The 18,655-nt window shown below is 41.0% G+C and carries 11 protein-coding genes and 1 pseudogene; 6 read left to right on the top strand and 6 right to left on the bottom strand.

Annotation, left to right across the window (positions count from 1 at the left end; translation table 11 throughout):
• Positions 1 to 119 precede the first annotated feature (119 nt).
• Positions 120 to 2,543, bottom strand: a complete 2,424-nt coding sequence (locus QI031_RS00820; protein WP_281483350.1) for a two-partner secretion domain-containing protein — start codon at positions 2,541 to 2,543, stop codon at positions 120 to 122.
• Positions 2,544 to 3,046: 503 nt separating this feature from the next.
• Positions 3,047 to 3,478 (bottom strand): hypothetical protein, encoded by a 432-nt coding sequence (locus tag QI031_RS00815; RefSeq protein ID WP_281483349.1) that lies wholly within the window; start codon positions 3,476 to 3,478, stop codon positions 3,047 to 3,049.
• A 744-nt stretch (positions 3,479 to 4,222) separates the two neighbouring features.
• Between QI031_RS00815 and nrdJ the strand changes: the two genes are divergently transcribed.
• The 4 genes from nrdJ (at position 4,223) to QI031_RS00795 (ending at position 8,042) form a co-directional block, all read left to right on the top strand.
• On the top strand, positions 4,223 to 6,523 hold the full coding sequence (gene nrdJ, locus QI031_RS00810; protein ID WP_281483348.1) for a ribonucleoside-triphosphate reductase, adenosylcobalamin-dependent: 2,301 nt from the start codon (positions 4,223 to 4,225) through the stop codon (positions 6,521 to 6,523).
• Between the two features lie 166 nt (positions 6,524 to 6,689).
• Positions 6,690 to 6,908 carry a ssl0294 family protein gene (locus QI031_RS00805; RefSeq protein ID WP_281483347.1) on the top strand — a complete coding sequence of 73 codons (219 nt, stop codon included), beginning with the start codon at positions 6,690 to 6,692 and terminating at the stop codon, positions 6,906 to 6,908.
• Positions 6,909 to 6,980: 72 nt separating this feature from the next.
• The gene (locus tag QI031_RS00800) at positions 6,981 to 7,331 is read left to right on the top strand and encodes a 4a-hydroxytetrahydrobiopterin dehydratase (RefSeq protein ID WP_281483346.1); all 351 of its coding nucleotides are present in this window, start codon (positions 6,981 to 6,983) and stop codon (positions 7,329 to 7,331) included.
• Between the two features lie 51 nt (positions 7,332 to 7,382).
• Positions 7,383 to 8,042 carry an HD domain-containing protein gene (locus QI031_RS00795; RefSeq protein ID WP_281483345.1) on the top strand — a complete coding sequence of 220 codons (660 nt, stop codon included), beginning with the start codon at positions 7,383 to 7,385 and terminating at the stop codon, positions 8,040 to 8,042.
• Between the two features lie 208 nt (positions 8,043 to 8,250).
• On the opposite strand, the gene QI031_RS00790 is transcribed toward QI031_RS00795, so the two are convergent.
• From QI031_RS00790 to QI031_RS00780, 3 genes and pseudogenes are all read right to left on the bottom strand, one after another.
• Positions 8,251 to 11,829 (bottom strand): WD40 domain-containing protein, encoded by a 3,579-nt coding sequence (locus QI031_RS00790; RefSeq protein WP_281483344.1) that lies wholly within the window; start codon positions 11,827 to 11,829, stop codon positions 8,251 to 8,253.
• Positions 11,822 to 13,945, bottom strand: a pseudogene (locus QI031_RS00785) (AAA-like domain-containing protein); the annotation flags it as partial. The pseudogene QI031_RS00785 and the gene QI031_RS00790, both read right to left, overlap by 8 nt.
• Positions 13,946 to 14,095: 150 nt before the next feature.
• Complete coding sequence (locus QI031_RS00780; protein ID WP_281483343.1) at positions 14,096 to 15,322, bottom strand: hypothetical protein; 1,227 nt, start codon at positions 15,320 to 15,322, stop codon at positions 14,096 to 14,098.
• Between the two features lie 242 nt (positions 15,323 to 15,564).
• On the opposite strand from QI031_RS00780, the gene dapB reads away from it, so the two are divergent.
• Both dapB and QI031_RS00770 read left to right on the top strand, forming a co-directional pair.
• Positions 15,565 to 16,401: a 4-hydroxy-tetrahydrodipicolinate reductase gene (gene dapB, locus QI031_RS00775; RefSeq protein ID WP_281483342.1), complete on the top strand. Its 837-nt coding sequence runs from the start codon at positions 15,565 to 15,567 to the stop codon at positions 16,399 to 16,401.
• 32 nt (positions 16,402 to 16,433) lie between these two features.
• Positions 16,434 to 17,141, top strand: coding sequence for a phosphate ABC transporter permease (locus QI031_RS00770; protein WP_281483341.1), 708 nt, complete (start codon positions 16,434 to 16,436; stop codon positions 17,139 to 17,141).
• Between the two features lie 297 nt (positions 17,142 to 17,438).
• On the opposite strand, the gene QI031_RS00765 is transcribed toward QI031_RS00770, so the two are convergent.
• Complete coding sequence (locus QI031_RS00765; protein ID WP_281483340.1) at positions 17,439 to 18,356, bottom strand: AEC family transporter; 918 nt, start codon at positions 18,354 to 18,356, stop codon at positions 17,439 to 17,441.
• Between the last annotated feature and the right edge of the window lie 299 nt (positions 18,357 to 18,655).

The following is an 18,655-nucleotide window of genomic DNA, read 5'->3' as shown; positions in this document are numbered from 1 at the left end:
CCTACCATTCTTTATTTCTTTGTGTTCTTTGTGTTCTTTGTGGTAGCCTCCGGCAAGCCCTTCGGTCTACGTTTTTAAAGCGTACTTTTATACAAAACTAGTATTAGAGTAAAAAATATCTAATTAGCAGCACAAGATACGCTAGTAAGTGCTGAGTTATGTAGTGTTGCAGTTGGTACTTGAGCCACTAAAACCACATTTCCATTAGCATCTACAATCCACCCTTGGGCTTCTACAATTTCATTAGTCTGTGAGTAATTTTTCGGTTGAAGCTGCTCTTGATTAACCGTCCTATTTTGTAGAGCATTAGCACGATTATCTATATCTGGCTCCAGTGTAATCCAGTCTGCTAGAACCGTTTCAGCCGTCAGCGGCTCTATCGGATTCGATGGTATTCCTCCACGCCCTGAAACAGTAAATTTACCCTTTGCCAGTTTTCCACCACCATTACAACCAGCAGCAACTTGTGTAGAATTATCAACCACATTTACAGGTAATTCTACTAATCCTTTACTAGGGTCAACATCTAGAGAGTTAATTTGTATAATGCCATTCAATGAAGGATTTCCAGAAAACGCCGTGATATCGTTGGTTAAAAGGTTACTTGGGTCTAGTTGTTCTGGGTCTTCAGTGTTTAACTCCCTTACTAAGTCTGCACGAGTGCGCGGCACAAACCCAAAGATCCTTTTAGCGTCGATTGTAATTTTACCACCAGAGCCAGAATTAGCGTTAGCGGTGATATCGTTATTTCCTAAAGGAGGGGCGAGGATGAAGCCGTTAGGTGCTTTGATAGTGATGTTACCACCGTTTCCATCACTGCCAGCATTAGCGGATATTTGACTGTTGCGGCGCATAAGCAATAAGTCTCGCACCTTTAATTTAATATTGCCACCTTGCCCTGCTTGACTATTGGTTTCGATTACTCCTTGATTTTCCAAAAAGATTGAGCGAGCCGTAACACTTAAGTCACCTGCCCCTCCTGGATTAGGTATATTACCTTCACTGCTTGAACTTATTCTAGCCCCGTCTCGAACAGTTAATTTTCCTGTGGTTATCGTTAAATTTCCAGCATCTCCAACACCTTGAGTTGAAGTAGATAATAAATTAAAGAATCTACCAGTTGAAGGGTCTCCAATCAACTCTACAGATTCAAAAGCTTTTACAGTCAGATTTCCTCCTTTTCCAGTAGCTGGTATAGCTTCACCAGAAGCTAACAAGGTTCCTGCGGACTGTGTTGTTACCTTTGCCGGTCCTTGGATACGTAATTTGTTAGTTGTAATCGTTATATTGCCAGCGTTTCCAGCAAGAGGAGCTATACTGGACAACTCACTAGAAATAATACGACCATTACCAGGAGAACTAAAACCCAACAGTTCTACGGAATCTGAAGCGTTTACGGTTAATTCTCCTACCGGAACCGAATCAATACTATCAGTACTATTAATGACTACTTGTGCCCCATCCCGGACAATTAACTTCCCAGTAGTGATAGTCAAGTTTCCAGCCTCACCTATACTGCGATTTCTGGCTCTCAAGGATGTATTACGATCATTTAGTTCTACAGACTCAGAGGTATTTACAGTTAAAATTCCTCCTAATTCTGAATTAGAAGTATTAGTTGAAATAATTGAACCCTTATCAAGTAACAAGCGCTTGGCTTGCACCTGAATAGTACCGCCACGCTCACCACTACTATCTACATAAGATCGAACTTCAGCATAAGATGGAATTTCAGTTCGCTGTGTCAATTTAATATCTTGAAATTTTTGAACATTTTCGTATCCCAAGATTAGACCTTGTTTATCATTTATTTCTAAATTAACTAAACTATTACCAGCAACACTTCCTAGCTCAATTCTTCCTGAAGGTGCTGTTAAGTTTCCGCCCTCAAACGTTATATCCCCACCTACAAGTGCTAATGTTTTACTTGGCTTCACTTGTATACCAACATTTCCACCAAAACCATTTGTTGTACCATCTGAACTTCTTGCTTGAGATTGATTGCGGATAGGTTTAGCAACTGCCCCAAATTGTAAGCCGATAGGTACACTTACTGTTAGTAAGGGTGTGGTTGTGGGAGATACAGCACTAAATTTGCTACCATCGCCAAAGTTGAGACTACTTGCAGTGGTTGCTATAAATGAACCACCAATATTTAAAGAAGCATTAGCTCCAAAAGTAATCCCATTAGGATTAATTATAAATAGATTAGTTGTGCCATTAACTTTAAGAATGCCGTCAATATGAGAACCGGAATTACCTGTTATCCTACTAATGATATTTTGAACATTTCCACTATGCTTAAATTCAACCGTATAATTTTGCGGAACAGAAAATTCTCTAAAACTATGAAATAAATTTTTGCCATCAGGGGATAAAGTGCCTCCTTCAATAGTTATAGTATTTGTTTCTGTTCTCTTTTGAGAATTATTAGGTAAAGTCCCATCTGGATCAATTTGGGCAATAGCAGAGTTTGCATAAAAAACAATTACACTAATAGTTATCAATCCTAGATAATTATGCGATTTTTGCAAATAATTCATAACTAATGTTAAGGAGAGGTACAGTTTTTAAAGCTTAGATAACACGAAAATGCAAATTTATCATGAAACAGTCATTTTGATCAATTTTTATATACAAATTAAATACACAAATTAAGCCTTGAAAGTAAGTAACAGCGGTTGAATATCATTGATTTTTTATGGTTAGTAAGAGTTAGATAAAAACATTTAATTTAACTAAGAAAAGTTTGTATAGCAATCCCCAATGATACGTGAGAATTAAGAAAGAGTGTAATTTTTGTAAAACAATGACTTTTTTCTAAAAATTTTCTCACGGATGATTATGGATTGCTAAATTTCTGTTCAATAAATTAGTGAAACTAATCAGAACTTACGCAACGATTATGATTTTACATTATTACGTTCGCTCTTAGCGTTTCCGCAGGGGGTACAAAGCGTAGACGCGTTAGCGGCTTCTCGAAGAGTAGTAATCGCAAAGGTTTAGTTTTCGTCACCAGGGCGTGAGTTCTACTAATAACAGAATATTAAGGTTTGCATATTGTTACCGAGCAACCATCAACATCGCAATTTGGGTCCCAATACGTCATACATCCTACTAACTGAAGTTCCCTATTTTGAATTGTTTTTGTGAATTTGGTAATTGTTTGATTTTCTCTATTATCATCAACTTGAATGTCATTTAACTCAATACTACACTCAAATCTTATAACTGCTTGTTTTGATAAATTAGATTTTTCCAGCAATTTCTCAAAATTAGAGTTATTTATCAGCTCACGAAATTTTTGTCCAATTTCATTTTCTAAGTTTAATAAATCCTGAATTAACATAGTTACTGAATGTGATTTTTGAAAATCAGAATCCATATTTTTTTCTCCACTTTCTCTCTGAGCAATCTCATCTTGCAACTGTTCTAAATTCTCAGAAGTATTGATTTGCTGTATCTTTTGAGATTCCATGATTTTTGCCTTTTTTGCTAGTTACTATTTGTATTAACTAAGTAGAACCACGAGAGAAAGGACTCTTAGCAAAAAAATTAAGTTCCTCTAACCCTCACACATATAAACCTCACCTTGCCTTGTAATAATTACGCAATGTGTAACAAAACTTCATATTATTCCTTGAGTTTGAGCGCTGTGTATGCGTTCTTTTAATTTCCGCAAGTTGTATTAAATAACTTAAAGTCAGCTGATTCCTACTCCTGCGCCGAAATGGTTTACCAAAAGGCGGCGGGAAGCCCACTTCTTCTCTTTCAGAGACGAGTCTCGCGAACAAGGAGTGTCCGGGATAGTCGCCGTCAAGTGTCAGTAGTCAGTGGTGAGCCAGCGCGGTCTTGGGGGTTGCCCCCATGAGCGACTGGCGAACCCCGAAGGGGTCAGTAGCAAAAACAACTGACTACTGACTACTGACTACTGACCACTGACACGAAATCCCGCCCCTTCCAGGGGTGGAATGAGCTTAACTAATCTAAAATGAAGCTATGAAATTTCTGATATCCACCACCAAAATACTGTTCATATTTGCAACTCAGTAGAGGCATTTGCACAATAGCAAAGACATATTATACATGATCAATTTTGTTGCAATTCTTACAGGTGGAGGAGTAGCGCAAAGTGGAAAATTTTGCAATCTTTAATCCTAATTCCACTTGGCGTATAGTCATAATCTGTCCGCACCCAACAAGAACGCAAAACACCTAATTTATGGTTCAAGAGCTTGAAAGAAAACGTCAAAGTACGCAGTTCCCGGAAACTGCGCCAGCTGCTAATCCAGTATTTTTTAGAACTTACAGCCGCCGCACAAAGGCAGGGCTAAGAGAAACATGGGATGAGGTTTGCGATCGCACCCTCCAAGGCATAATCGATTTAGGCAAGTTACGCCCAGAAGAAATTGCCATCTTAGAGAACATGCAACGCAATCTTAAGGCTCTCCCTAGTGGACGCTGGCTGTGGGTTGGTGGCACTGACTGGATAGCCAAACCTAAAAACTTTTCTGGGGCTTATAACTGCACATCTACCAACCTAGAAGACTGGAATGCCTTCGGGTTAATGATGGATTTGGCGATGATGGGTTGTGGTACGGGAGCCATTATAGAACCGCAGTATATTAATCAATTACCTGCTATCCGTAATTACTTAAATGTGACGGTAAGTGGAGAAATTGGTAGCACATCTCCAGAATTACGCCATGAATATACCCAAACCAATATAGAAGGTCACAAGGTTACTATCCGTGTGGGAGATAGCCGTGAAGGCTGGGTGGAATCTTATCAAAGCTTGCTAGAACTCTCTACAGATGAACGATTTTCTACAGAAGTAAAAATAGTCGTTGATTTAAGTGATGTCCGTCAAGCCGGAGAAACTCTAAACGGCTTTGGAGGAGTTGCAAATCCCGTTAAATTGCCTGGACTTTATCAAAGTTGTGCATCCATTCTCAATAAAGCTGTAGGAAGACAATTAAACTCAGTTGAATGCTGTTTATTAATTGATCAAGCTGCTGTAACCATAGTTGCCGGTAACATTAGAAGAAGCGCAGGGATACGTCAGTTTATTTCTGACGACCAACTAGGAGCTACTGCTAAAGATAATTTATGGCAGCAAGATAAAAATGGCAACTGGCGAATTGATCCTGAGCGTGATGCTTTACGGATGGCAAACCATACCAGAGTGTTTCACCGCAAGCCCACATTAGAAGAATGTGTTGATGCTGTTCGCAAACAATATTATAGTGGCGAAGGTGCGATTCAATGGGCTGGTGAAGCTGTCGCTAGATCTAACTGTGATTTATTGCCGACGCAAGCCTTAAAAGTTGATTTCTTGAAATCTTATGAACAAGGAACAGCAAAACAATGGTTACAAGCACACTATCCTTATTTGGATGCTAAGGAATTAGAACATCGTTTAGCTCGTCATGGTTTAAACCCGTGTGGTGAAATTATTGGTAGCAATTTTCACTGTAACCTTGGGGAAGTTCACTTAAACCAAATTGACCCACATAACTATCAAGAACAAGAGGAAGCTTTCACAGCGGGAGCTTTATCTGTAGCAGCACTTTTAAATCATAAATTTTTAGAACCACGCTACCAAGAAAGCCGTGAATTAGATCCAATTGTGGGTGTTTCTTTCACAGGTTTATTTGATTTCTTTGTTCATGCTTTTGGCGTTGACTGGCTACGTTGGTGGGAGGAAGGCAGACCAACTACTACCCAAGGATTACAATTCAAGCACGAAGAAGCGAAATATCTCAGCTTTTGGAAAGATACTGTGCATCGAGTTGTATGGGAGTATTGCGATCGCCATAATCTCAAACGTCCCAATCGTTGCACTACAGTCCAGCCTAGTGGTACTAAAGCTTTACTCACTGGTGCGAGTTCTGGATGGCATCCCCCCAAGGCACAGAGATTTATTCGCCGGATCACTTTTGGTAAAAATGATCCAGTAGCTTTAGCCTGTATTGACTACGGTTACAATGTCATTCCTTCCCAATCAGATAAAGATGAACAAGGCAACTTGTTAAATGATCCTTTTGATGCTCGTGTCAGCGAATGGCTAGTAGAAATCCCCGTCGCTGTATCTTGGGCTAATTTACCAGGAGCAGATAAAATTGATGTTTCTCAGTTTTCTGTCTTGGCTCAATTCGATTTTGTTCTCCAAGTTCAGCAGCACTATGTAACACACAACACATCAGCTACTCTAGAACTACGTTCTGATGAAATCGAATCTTTAGGACAACGGATCTACGAAGCGATCAAAAATGATCAAGGATACATCTCAGCAGCTCTTTTAGCTCGTTTTGACGATTTGCAGTCATTCCCGCGTTTGCCATTTGAGCCGATAGATAAAACAACCTACGAACTTTTGACTCAAGATGTCAAAGCACGACGGAAAACAGATGATTTTTGTGCAGTTCTCAGCCGCTATGATTTAGGTGAATTGAGTGAAGCTGGCCCTAGTGGTTGTGACTCTGATAAATGTATGTTTCCAGACCAGCAACCAATGTCGTAAAAAAAGAAGCAGGGGAGCAGGGGGCAGGGAGCAGGGAGAAATAGGTAATTCTTCTTCATCCCCCTTGCACCCCGCACCCTGCCCCTCTGCCTTTTATTCCCTATGCCCAATTCCAAGTTACGATCAAGAAGTGATAATTTTTCACGGCACTTAGGAGACTTATAGAATGTTTATTGATGAATTGTCACCAATATTCAAACAATTTACTCAGCACCCAATCTCATTTTTGGGTGGGTTTGTGTCTGGTGTACTTAGACTCAACTTGGCAGATGATCCTGTCAAAAGCTGGCTAGATCAACAGACTCGTCCTCACAGTTATTCCAGCCTTAATACTGAACTGCATAACGGTAAGGGTACTGGCCCTCAGTCAATTTCGATTGACTAAGCTATAAGTCCGACGCTGTAACTGATACAGCGTCGGGAAAATACTAATTGAAATCATGAAGGAGTAAGAACAATGGAGACTTTACTACCACAAACTTGCGCTCCTTGTAGTGGTGATTCGCCGCCAATAACTAAAGCAGAAATTGCTGAACTTAAGCCTCAGATTCCTGATTGGAAGATAATTGATGAGAATGGGGAAGCACGTTTACAGCACGTTTACAAGTTTCCCGATTTTCAAAAAGCACTAGCTTTTACTCAACAAGTAGGTGAAGAAGCCGAAAAACAAGGACATCATCCCGCTTTGCTAACCGAATGGGGCAAAGTTACAGTTACTTGGTGGACACATGCAATTGAAGGATTGCATCGCAATGATTTTATTATGGCAGCTAAAACAGATGCGATCGCTGCTGAGTTTGCCGAGTAAATTAGATCCCCGACTTTTTAAAAAGTCGGGGATCTTGTTATGTGAGATTATATGCTTACAGCTAAACTTACCAATATTTTATTTAATCACTGGCAGCATACACTGCAATACTTTGAAGTTGACCAATTCAAGATTAAAACAACCTTTACCCAAGTAGTTGAGGCATATTCTACTACTGGTCGTTATTACCATACATTGCAACACATACACTACGTTTTAAATAAAATTCAAACCTTACAAAAAAATACCCAAAATTTGCCCGCTGTACAACTTGCAGCTTGGTTTCATGATGTTATTTATGATACTAAAGTTTTAGATAACGAAGAAAAAAGTGCTGAATATGCTTGTCAGTTAATGAATAGTTTAGAAATTCCCATTAGTTATATAACGACAATTCATCGTCTGATTCTAAACACCAAACATCACCAAGCGACTGCGGATGATATTGATAGCCACATTTTACTAGATGCAGATTTGGCAATTTTGGCTGCTGATTCAGTTGATTATCAAGAGTATGCTAATGCTATTCGTCAAGAATATGCTTGGGTGGCAGAAAATGATTATATTATCGGTCGCAAACAAGTTTTAGAAAAATTTTTACAAAGACAGCAGATATATTTTACGCCTCTGATGTTGAAGGTTGCAGAACAATCTGCAAGAGCTAATATTCAAGCAGAAATTCAAAGCTTTTCTCAAAGATGCAATAGCTAGGAAGTTCAACAGTAGTTTTAGAAGGATAATAGATAATCTCATCCTCGTTGCTGACTCCTTTAAAATTTCCAGCGTAAGGTCAAGCTTTTAAACGCGATCGCAAACTAATAAAAGTCTCTCAATACCTTACTTATAGCGGTTTATCCTGCAATAAAGTACCAATCCATAATTACGAATTACGTAGCTTGCTTCTCGCCCTTGGCGAGTATTACAAATTACACAACCCCTTATCTTTCTCACTCACATTGGGGTTGTGCTGTAAATAATCGCGCGCCCAAGCGCAACCCTTAGCCATTAAATCATCCAAGTTGAGATTCCACAACTTCACCGTGTTGTCATCACTGGCAGAGGCAATAGTTTGGCCATCGGGGCTGAAGGCCACGCCCAAAACAGAACTGCTATGGCCTTTAAGAGTTTGGAGTTGCTGACCGTTGAGATTCCACAACTTCACTGTTTTGTCTGTACTAGCAGAGACAATAATTTGACCGTCAGGACTAAATACCACGCTATTAACCCAAGTGCTATGACCTCTAAGAGTTTGTAACATTTGCCCATTGAGATTCCACAACTTCACTGTGTTGTCCTCACTGGCAGAGGCAATGGTTTTGCCATCAGGGCTAAATGCCACACCATTGACAGAGTTGCTATGGCCTTTGAGAGTTTGGAGTTCTTGACCATTGAGATTCCACAACTTCACTGTGTTGTCCTCACTGGCAGAGGCAATGGTTTTGCCATCAGGGCTAAATGCCACACCATTGACAAAGTTGCTATGACCTTGGAGAGTTTGTAACATTTGCCCATTGAGATTCCACAACTTCACCGTTTTGTCCTCACTGGCAGAGGCAATAATTTGACCGTCAAGGCTAAATGCCACACCCTTAACCGACTTACTGTGACCTTTAAGAGTTTGCAATTCTTGTTGCCCATTGCGATTCCACAACTTCACTGTGTTGTCTGTACTAGCAGAGGCAATGGTTTTGCCATCAGGGCTAAATGCCACACCATTGACAAAGTTGCTATGACTTTGGAGAGTTTGTAACATTTGCCCATTGCGATTCCACAACTTCACCGTTTTGTCGTCACTAGCAGAGGCAATAATTTGACCGTCAGGGCTAAATGCTACACCCCTAACCAACTTACTGTGACCTTTAAGAGTTTGCAATTCTTGTTGCCCATTGTGATTCCACAACTTCACCGTTTTGTCGTCACTGGCAGAGGCAATAATTTGACTGTCGGGGCTAAATGCCACATCCCAAACCGAACTGCTATGACCTTTGAGAGTTTGCAGTTCTTGACCGTTGAGATTCCATAACTTCACCATTGTATCTGAACTCGCAGAAGCGATAATTTGACCGTCAGGGCTAAATGCCACGCCCCAAACCAAATGGCTATGACCTTGGAGAGTTTCTAACAGTTGTCCGTTGAGATTCCACAACTTTACCTTTTTGTCGTTACTAGCAGAGGCAATCATTTGACCGTCAGGGCTAAATGCCACATCCCAAACCGAATCGCTATGACCTTTGAGAGTTTGTAACAGTTGTCCGTTGAGATTCCACAACTTTACCTTTTTGTCTTTACTAGCAGAGGCAATAATTTGACCGTCAGGGCTAAATGTCACACCCCTAACCCAATCGCTATGACCTTGGAGAGTTTGTAACAGTTGTCCGTTGAGATTCCACAACTTTACGGTGTTGTCTTTACTAGCAGAGGCAATGGTTTTGCCATCTGGACTAAATGCCACACCCCAAACCGAATCGCTATGACCTTGGAGAGTTTGTAACAGTTGTCCGTTGAGATTCCACAACTTCACGGTGTTGTCCTCACTGGCAGAGGCAATGGTTTTGCCATCGGGGCTAAATGCCACGCTATAAACCCAATTGCTATGACCTTGGAGAGTTTGTAACAGTTGTCCGTTGCGATTCCACAACTTTACGGTGTTGTCTTTACTAGCAGAGGCAATGTTTTTGCCATCGGGGCTAAAAGCCACGCCATAGACATAATTGCTATGACCTTCTAATCGATTACGTTCCTTAACTCCATAAACCACCTGCTGGAGAGAAGCTATAGCTGAAACACGGGTATCTGACTCTATATTTTTATCTAGTGTTTTTAGTCGTTTGCCTAATGTCAAACCTGCGACTAACGCTTCTATCTCCAAATTTGATGCCAACAAGTTTTGTGACTTTAAACTCTCAGCCAGAATTTCGGCATTAATGCGGCGCTTTTCGGCTGTCTGTTCTTGTTGTTTGGCAATATTTCGCTGCCTGTCGGCTTCTAACAAGTTTCGTTCAGCACGTTTCTGGGCATCTTGTGCTTGTTTTTTTCGTTCTTCTGCCACTCGACGCTGCTGGGCTTCGGCTGTTTGAGCTGCTTGGGCTTGCTGGAGGGCTGCGGCTAGTTCTACACCTCGTTTTTCAGCTGTTGTTTGGGCAGACTTGGCTTGTTTCTCTCCTGCTTCAGCCCTTAGCTTTTGTCTTTTTGCTTCTCGGCTTTGTTTTTCTGCTCTTTCCTGTTGTTCACGAGCTTTAGCAGCTTGGTTTTCAGCTCTTTGCTTTTGGGTTTGTGCTTCTTTTTGGGCTTCTTGAGCCTTACTGCGTTGTTCTTCTGCTATCAGGCGTTGGTTATTCACATACGCAGCCACTAGCGTCATTAAACCCGAAAACAATACCAATGCAACCACATAGGGCAATGCCGGTTTCAGCCTTTCCCACCTATCCCGCAAATTAAACGGCAAATATTGATTAATCCACTTGCCATTAAATACTTGCCGATAGATTTGATTTCTCACCCGCAAAACATTATTTTCACGCCGCACCACCCCCGACAACTTTAAGTGAGATTTAACTAACGATTGTTCCTCATCTACAATTGCCCGCTTACCCCGGCGAATCTCCCGATATATAGTCAAAACCTCCATATCTGGTGAGCGTTTAGTCAACATATCCCGCACAAATTGCAAGTTATTATCTTGCTCACTCATCAAACCAAAAAATGTGCTGCTAACTATCTTGTCTACATCCCTACTCCCCTCTGCTAATAAAGCACCAAACAAACGCTGTGTTAAATAAGGATGCCCTCCCGTCCATTTCAGCACCCATCGCAAAACTTTTTGAGCCTCATCAGCCAGTAAACCCAAACCCTCGGCCAGGGGTAAAGCTTCTTCAAAAGTAAAATCAGTCAAATCCACCTGCGTACCAATATTAAACGGTGTACGCTTGGCATCCCGAATCAAATCCCCAGGAGTTGCTACCCCCATCAACACAAAAGATAAACGGTTAAATTCGGCATTAGTCGCACGGGCAACATACAAATAACGAATTGCAATAAAAAAATCATCGGTAAAATCTAAGCTAAGGGTGGAATCAATTTCATCCACAAACACGACTATTTGCCCCTCAACTTCAGCCAATAACACATGCTCAAAAAACAATGTCAGCCGTTGCGAAACCCCTAAATGCTGGTGTTCTTGCCACCAACTCACCACATCGGTATCTAACATCAGTTGGTCATCTAACTTCACCAAAAAGCCCAAATACCACTGTTCGGCAGTGACATTTGCCCCCAATTCCTGGAGGTCAACAATCACCGCTTTAATACCTTCTGCTGTCAGGGTTTGGGCTGTGCGTACCATCAAACTCGACTTACCCATCTGGCGCGGCGTGAGAACATAAGTAAAAATTGCTGACCGACATAAACTCAGCAATTCCTCATCAGCTTGGCGGGGAATATAAACACCACCCCCAGCCTGTACCGTCCCGCCTACAGTGTAAATGATTGGTTTAACCACGCAGATTCTCCCGAAAATAATCGGCATAAAGTTGACAACGCGGCAAAATTACACGCCCTTCCCGCCGCACTAAACCCGCACCCCGCAACCGAAAGAAAACGCCTTCATCTTCACAAGTGTTTTGACGAATTACCTGAAGCATTCCTTGCACTAATTCCGGTTTGTTATGTAATCGAAACAGATGATTCCGCAGATGATTACTAAATAGACCTTTATCCGCCGTAGCATGAGCGAACACCTCAGCCGTAGTCAGGCGCTGACTGGCAATTTCGTAGAGTGCCAAACGTACCAAATAAGGATGCCCATTCAGTAACGCTATTAATTGCCGTTCTTCGTTGGGGTTGAGGGGCGAACCATGACGGCGATTCAAGTCTGCTACCTGTGCGGGTGTAAAATCTTCTAAATCAATCACTTGCCCCACATTAAAAGGCGATTGGTTAAGATTATCAATTAATTGGTAAGGTTCTGTGGAAGTTACCAACGCTAAATCTAGTTGCTTCCACACCGCAGTAGTAGCGCGGCTATTGTGCCAACTCCGCAGCATCCCAAAGAAATCTGAGCGAAAATCAGTATCAAACACCCTCTCTACTTCATCCATTGCCAAAACTAGAGGGTTGCCAAACTCTTTTAATAAATAACGACTTACATAACGAGTGCAACGCTGGCTATTACCTAAAGGCATATCCCAATACTGCTCAACTTTATCTGTCATTGCCAACTCATCAGTTAGCCAAATGCAGAACTGACGAAAAAACAAGTCAGCATTAGTTAAAGCCGCTTTATCAAACAATTGAAAATCCAGCAAAGCTACATGTTTACCAGCATTCACCGCAGTTTCAATCGTGCGAATTAACAGCGAACTCTTACCCATTTGCCGCGGTCCTTTAATCGTAACAGTCACGCCTTGACGCTCGATTGTCTGGAGGGCTACGGCATCAGAGGAACGTTCTACGTAAAAATTAGATTGAGATTCCATCGTCCCTGATGGCATTTCTAAGCAGTCCGGCTGTGCTGAAGCAAAGGGTTGAGGAAGAGGTGACGGTTCACTGATTTGCAGTAAATCTGCCTTCGATTTCTCCTCACTAATCGTCAATGCACCCCCAGAAACAGCTTGTTTTAATTCATCAATCAGGCGCGGTGTATCTGCCGCATCTTGCCAAAATGCCCAATTAATATGATTTAAATAGGCGCTTAAAGGGTACTGAAAAGGCTGGCGATAAGCCAAACGCACTGGCAGAATCACAGGTTTTCCGCCCTGCACTTGGGCTAAATTATGCGCCATCTTCACTTCTGCTTCTACCATCTCACTGTGGACTGAATGAGATGACAAAAAAAGAATCATAAAATTTGCTTGACTAATTTCTGCTTCGATGCATTCAGCCCAATGTGTCCCTACAGACATTGTTTGGTCAATAAAGACTTGATGCTGTGAGGAAAGCGCCTGAAAAACTTGCAGCACCACGGTTTCATCGGGTTCGGCATGACGCTTATAGCTAATAAAAATACGCTGAGTTTGTGGTTTCGGTTCAGCTGCTGCTAAATTATGTCTGCATTTCAATACCGGGGTGGCAGATTCGGGAATACTCTCTAAATCAATCGCCAAACAACCAAACTCGTAAGCATCCTCATAAGATCTACCTGCCCCTAATGCATCATAAAACCCGACGGCAAACTTAATCGCTGCGCGATCGCCAATTGCCCGATTCATACCCACTACATAATTAATCTGTTGATGAACCGCTTCGGCTTGCACTTCACTGTAACAGGCGTTTAAGACAATACACTCAATTTTGTTCTGAAATAATTTCAACAACCGAGTCAGTGACTCTGTACTCACTGGTTGCAATTGCCCGGAATTATTTTCCAAAGCCAAGCCTTGATTTCCTCCCCCATGTCCCGAAAAATGGACGATTTCTGGTTCATAATCTAAAAGGGCGCGACGCAAATCGTCAGGACGCACTGCCCATTTGGTGATAATTTCAAACTGCTCCCGAATTTTGGCACGTTCCAACCCCGCCTGAATTTCCCGGACTTCTTCATCTAAGCGCAGCTTTTCCGTATTTGTGGGATTTGCTGACAAAATTAGGATTTTTTTCACGGTGTTATCAACAATTTCACGTAGGGTTTTTAGCGGCGTACAGTTCTCTGCCTCATACTATACGAATAATTACTGATAGATAACACAATATCAACTCTGATAACACAAAAAGGCGAAATATTCACATATTCATTAAAATATTCAGCTTTATAGCCGTAGCCAATTATATTAAGCCTTGAAATGTCCGCAATGCTTACAGTATGGTATTAGTCTGTAAGTCAGTTCGTGACATTGTTGGCATTCAATGTATTGATCGCAACCGCAGTAAGGACAATAAATATCATTCTGCCGAATTTTTTTAGCACACTGAATACAGGATGATTTTTGAACTCTACTAATTGCCTGGACTTGAGGATTAAAAACAACTTTTTGAAAAAACTTGATAATTCCAAAACCTATCAATGGCACTAGCAAGATATAAATATAACTAACGAGGAAAAGTAACCTTCCAAAAATGGTGCTAATTATATTAAAAACAAATTCAAATAGTACGCCGATTTGCAGAAATTCAAAAACTTTCAGAATTAACGGGATAAAAAAGATGACAAGCAAATGCCAGCTAATTAGTTTAATTAGTCCATATCCTTTTTGTTGAGCTAAATTATGAACTAATAAAGCCACACAAATCAGTGGCAATAGAAAAATTGATTGAAAACCCAGTTGAATACTGGGATACCAAAACGATGCCTGCTGATAACCTTTTTGAGTTGTAATAAATTGCTCTTTGTTATTCAAAAAATTTAGAAAGCTAGTGCTTTCTAGTTGAGCTAGCAGTTCATTTTTAAGATTAGCAATTTCTTTTTCAAGGATATAAATATTCTGATTGTTTTGCTCTAATTCAAGTTTCGCTTTTTCAGCACTGACTTGATTAATTGATTGCTCACGAGGTTGACCTGCTATCTTTTCTAAAAGTGTAGAGTCATATCGCTGACGAATACTGCTGTTAGCTTGTCTAAGCGCAGAAATTTTTTCTTGTTTTTGATTGATAATTTTTATCTCTTGCCGATTTTGAGAATTATTGATTTTATCTTTATATTCCGCATATTTCAGACAAGTTGGAGAAACCTTACCTAAATGTCCTGTTTTTATTTGTTGATAAATTTGCTGTTGACTAGATTGATTTTCATTAGACGTGAGGGAAAGCTGGATAATATTATAGTCTTTATCTTTAATCTTTTGTGTCTGATAATTTTGCCACTCGAAATAACATGGATAAGCCTGTGAAGGACTAAGATGCCATCTACTAATATCATCTAAGCCTGTAAAAACATTGATGAGAATAAAAATATCAATCAGAATAATAACAATCAGACTAACTTTATTTAGAGGTTCATTATTGACTGTATTTGACCTGTTAAAAAATTGACTTATAAAACGGCGAAGTGGAGCAAACATATTAATTTTTAACTTATTTTGTAGGAATTAATTTTCAACAAGGATATAACGATTATTAGTTGACAAAATTTAGGGATAGGTAACAGAAAAGGAAACCGCAGAGAACGCTGAGTACACGGAGTAATAAGAGTTTTAAAGAGTTATTGCGTAAGTCATAGTCTCTTAATTTATACACACGCCATCACTTTTGTTGTTTAATTTTATAAGTTCTTTATATTGATTCAAAGGGTATTTCTTAACCTATGACTAATCAAACGCCGATTCCAGTTATTATTAATGGTGCTGCTGGCAAAATGGGGCGCGAAGTGATTAAAGCGGTGACGCAAGCGCCAGATTTAACTCTCATGGGTGCAGTTGACACCAGCCCCGAACACCAAGGTCAAGATGCTGGAGAATTAGCAGGTTTAAGCGAACCTCTGGAAGTTCCTATTACTAATCAGTTAGAACCAATGCTGGGGTACGTAGCTGGGGAAAGACAGCTGCCTCCAGGGGTGATTGTAGACTTTACGCATCCCGATTCAGTTTATGATAATGTGCGGAGTGCGATCGCCTACGGTATTCGTCCGGTAGTCGGCACAACGGGTTTAAATGCAGAACAAATTCAAAATTTGGCAGACTTTGCCGAAAAAGCTAGTACTGGTTGTCTAATTATTCCTAATTTTTCCATAGGAATGGTGCTGTTGCAACAAGCAGCGATCGCCGCTTCTCAATATTTTGATCATGTAGAAATTATCGAACTGCACCACAACCAAAAAGCTGATGCCCCCAGTGGTACGGCGATTCAGACCGCGCAATTGTTAGCCGAACTGGGTAAACCTTTTAACCAACCTCTTGTAAAAGAAACCGAGAAACTACCCGGAGCTAGAGGCAGTGTAGCAGAAGAAGGCATTCGGATTCACAGCGTGCGTTTACCAGGACTAATTGCTCATCAAGAAGTAATTTTTGGCGCATCGGGTCAAATCTATACTTTACGACATGACACAAGCGATCGCTCTTGCTACATGCCAGGAGTTTTACTGGCGATTCGTAAAGTCTCTCAGCTAAAGTCGTTAGTATATGGATTAGAAAAGATCCTCTAAGCTGCAAACTCCCCAATTCCTACTCCCCAAATATGTTAGTCCCATTGACCCGCCAAAAATTTGAACAACTTGTACCTTTAATAGCCACTAGCCAACAATACAAGTACTACTGGGGGAAATTTGCCAATTTTTTGCAGCGCTTATTAATTTCTGTAGTTACTATAGCTGTAATTTTCCTAATTAGAGTTTTCTTCAAATTGGAATTTGGTGGAATCATCTTTTTGGTAGGGGTTTTTGGTGCTTTTTTTTGGCTGTGGTATCCAGTGTTTCAGGCAAGTATCCGGAATACAAAAACCCGCCGTTACAAATACAGCGGTTTTTTCCGTGGTCGAATTTTAGATTGGTGGATTACAGACCGATTGATAGGTAAACAAGAAACCGTCAACAGTAGAGGTGAATTGGTGATTGTTGAAAATCGGGAAAAACGGATTAACTTAGAAGTGGGCGATGACACAGGATTTAGCGTAGAGTTGGAAGCACCACTTCGTCAGACTCACAAAGTTATTACTCGTGGTCAAATTGCTGAAATGATCGTGATGTCAAATCGCTCAGATTTAAGCACTATTGAAGAATTTAGCGACGTATACATCCCCAGTCATGATTTGTGGGTAAACGACTATCCTTGTCTGCGAAGAGATTTCTTTAATGAAGTTAGTCGTCGCTTACGTGAAGACAGAGAAGAAAGACCACGCCGCCGCCGTCGTCCAGATAGGCAAAGGGATGAAGAAGATTATAGATAAAAGGGAGCAGGGAGCAGGGAGCAGGGAGCAGGGGAAGCAGGGGAAGCAGGGGGAGCAGGGGAGAATAATAATCTCAATGCCCCATGCCCAATACTTCGACTACGCCCTTCTCCTGTCGGAGACGCTACGCGCTAAGCGAGCTATGCCGTAGGCTTTACGGCTCCTTTCGGCTACGCTCAAGGCAAGACGCTCAGGCTAAACTCAGCACAAGTCAGTGCATCGCTGACCACTGACCACTGACCACTGACCACTGACCACTGACTGCTGACAACTAACAACTGACCCGCATAGCGCCAATCAAAATAGCCATAGCCAAATCGGTAAAGTCACCAGCAATAGCATAGCCCCTCCTGCCAAAGCAGTAACAGCTAAGTCACGATCAAGATTAAAAGTTTCGGCAATTACCAATGTGCCAAATGCAGGAGGCATTGCCATCTGTAATACTATTACCTGGGCAGCGGAACCAGTCACACCAAAAAGTGGTAAGGCAATACCAATAACTAAGGGAACTAAGAGCATTTTAATTGCTAAACTCATCCCTACCTGTGGTAACTTATGCCAAGACTTAAGCTTTGAAAGCCGCATTCCAATTAATACTAAAGATAAAGCAACGACACTCCAACCCATTTTATCTAGATAGAACTCAACTATCTTGGGTATTGTCACTTGTCGCAGCATCAAGCCAAAGCCGAAACTCCATAAGGCAGGATTAATTAAGATTGCTTGAGCAATTTGTTTAAAATTGCCAATACTGCCACCAAAATGAGATGCTAGCGCTACACCCAAGCCGTAATTTCCAAATAGTGACCCTAGTAAATCGTAGAATAAAGCCCAAGCAAAGTATTCTTGTCCTACCATTGCTAAGGTAATGGGAAAACCCAGATAACCTGTGTTACCTACCATTGCTGCTAAAATCAAACTACCTTGAGTTGATTGTTGAGGAATAGTCTTGGTGAAATGGACTTGCCCTTGAATTGCTAGCCAAGCCAAAGATGCCCCTAGTAACATAGCTAAATAAGCGATCGCAGGTGCAATCCAAATCTGCCCTGATAAATCGGCTTGACGTAAAAAAGCTACAATACTTATAGGTACTCCCACCCAGAAAAGAAACCGACCTAAACGAGTGGGAACTGCGGTAGGTAGTTTGCGTCCCAAGATAAATCCAACTAGGACTAATCCCACCAGCTTGACGTATAGTTCTAGGAGATTTGTCAAGATTGCGCCTAAGAATTACAGATGTAAAATGTTACCTGTTGCGTTTATTTTTTCCAGTCTACAATAGTAACTCAGCTTAAGCTCATCCCACCACAATATCTTTCGGTATAAGGGGTAAAGGGGAAGGGTAAAAGGGAAAAGAAAAGCCTTTAACCCTTACCCTTTAACCTTTTGCCAAAGCGCAATTTCAAGTTAAAAATGCTTAATCGATTAAATACTTATATACTATTGACTGGCGATCACACTGTGCCAGTTACGTAAGTCTTGATCAAGTCTAGGTTAACCAGATAACTCAGTTA

Origin of the sequence: Halotia branconii CENA392, assembly GCF_029953635.1 — a bacterium.
Classification (GTDB): domain Bacteria; phylum Cyanobacteriota; class Cyanobacteriia; order Cyanobacteriales; family Nostocaceae; genus Halotia; species Halotia branconii.
This window is presented reverse-complemented; position numbering and strand designations above follow the sequence as displayed.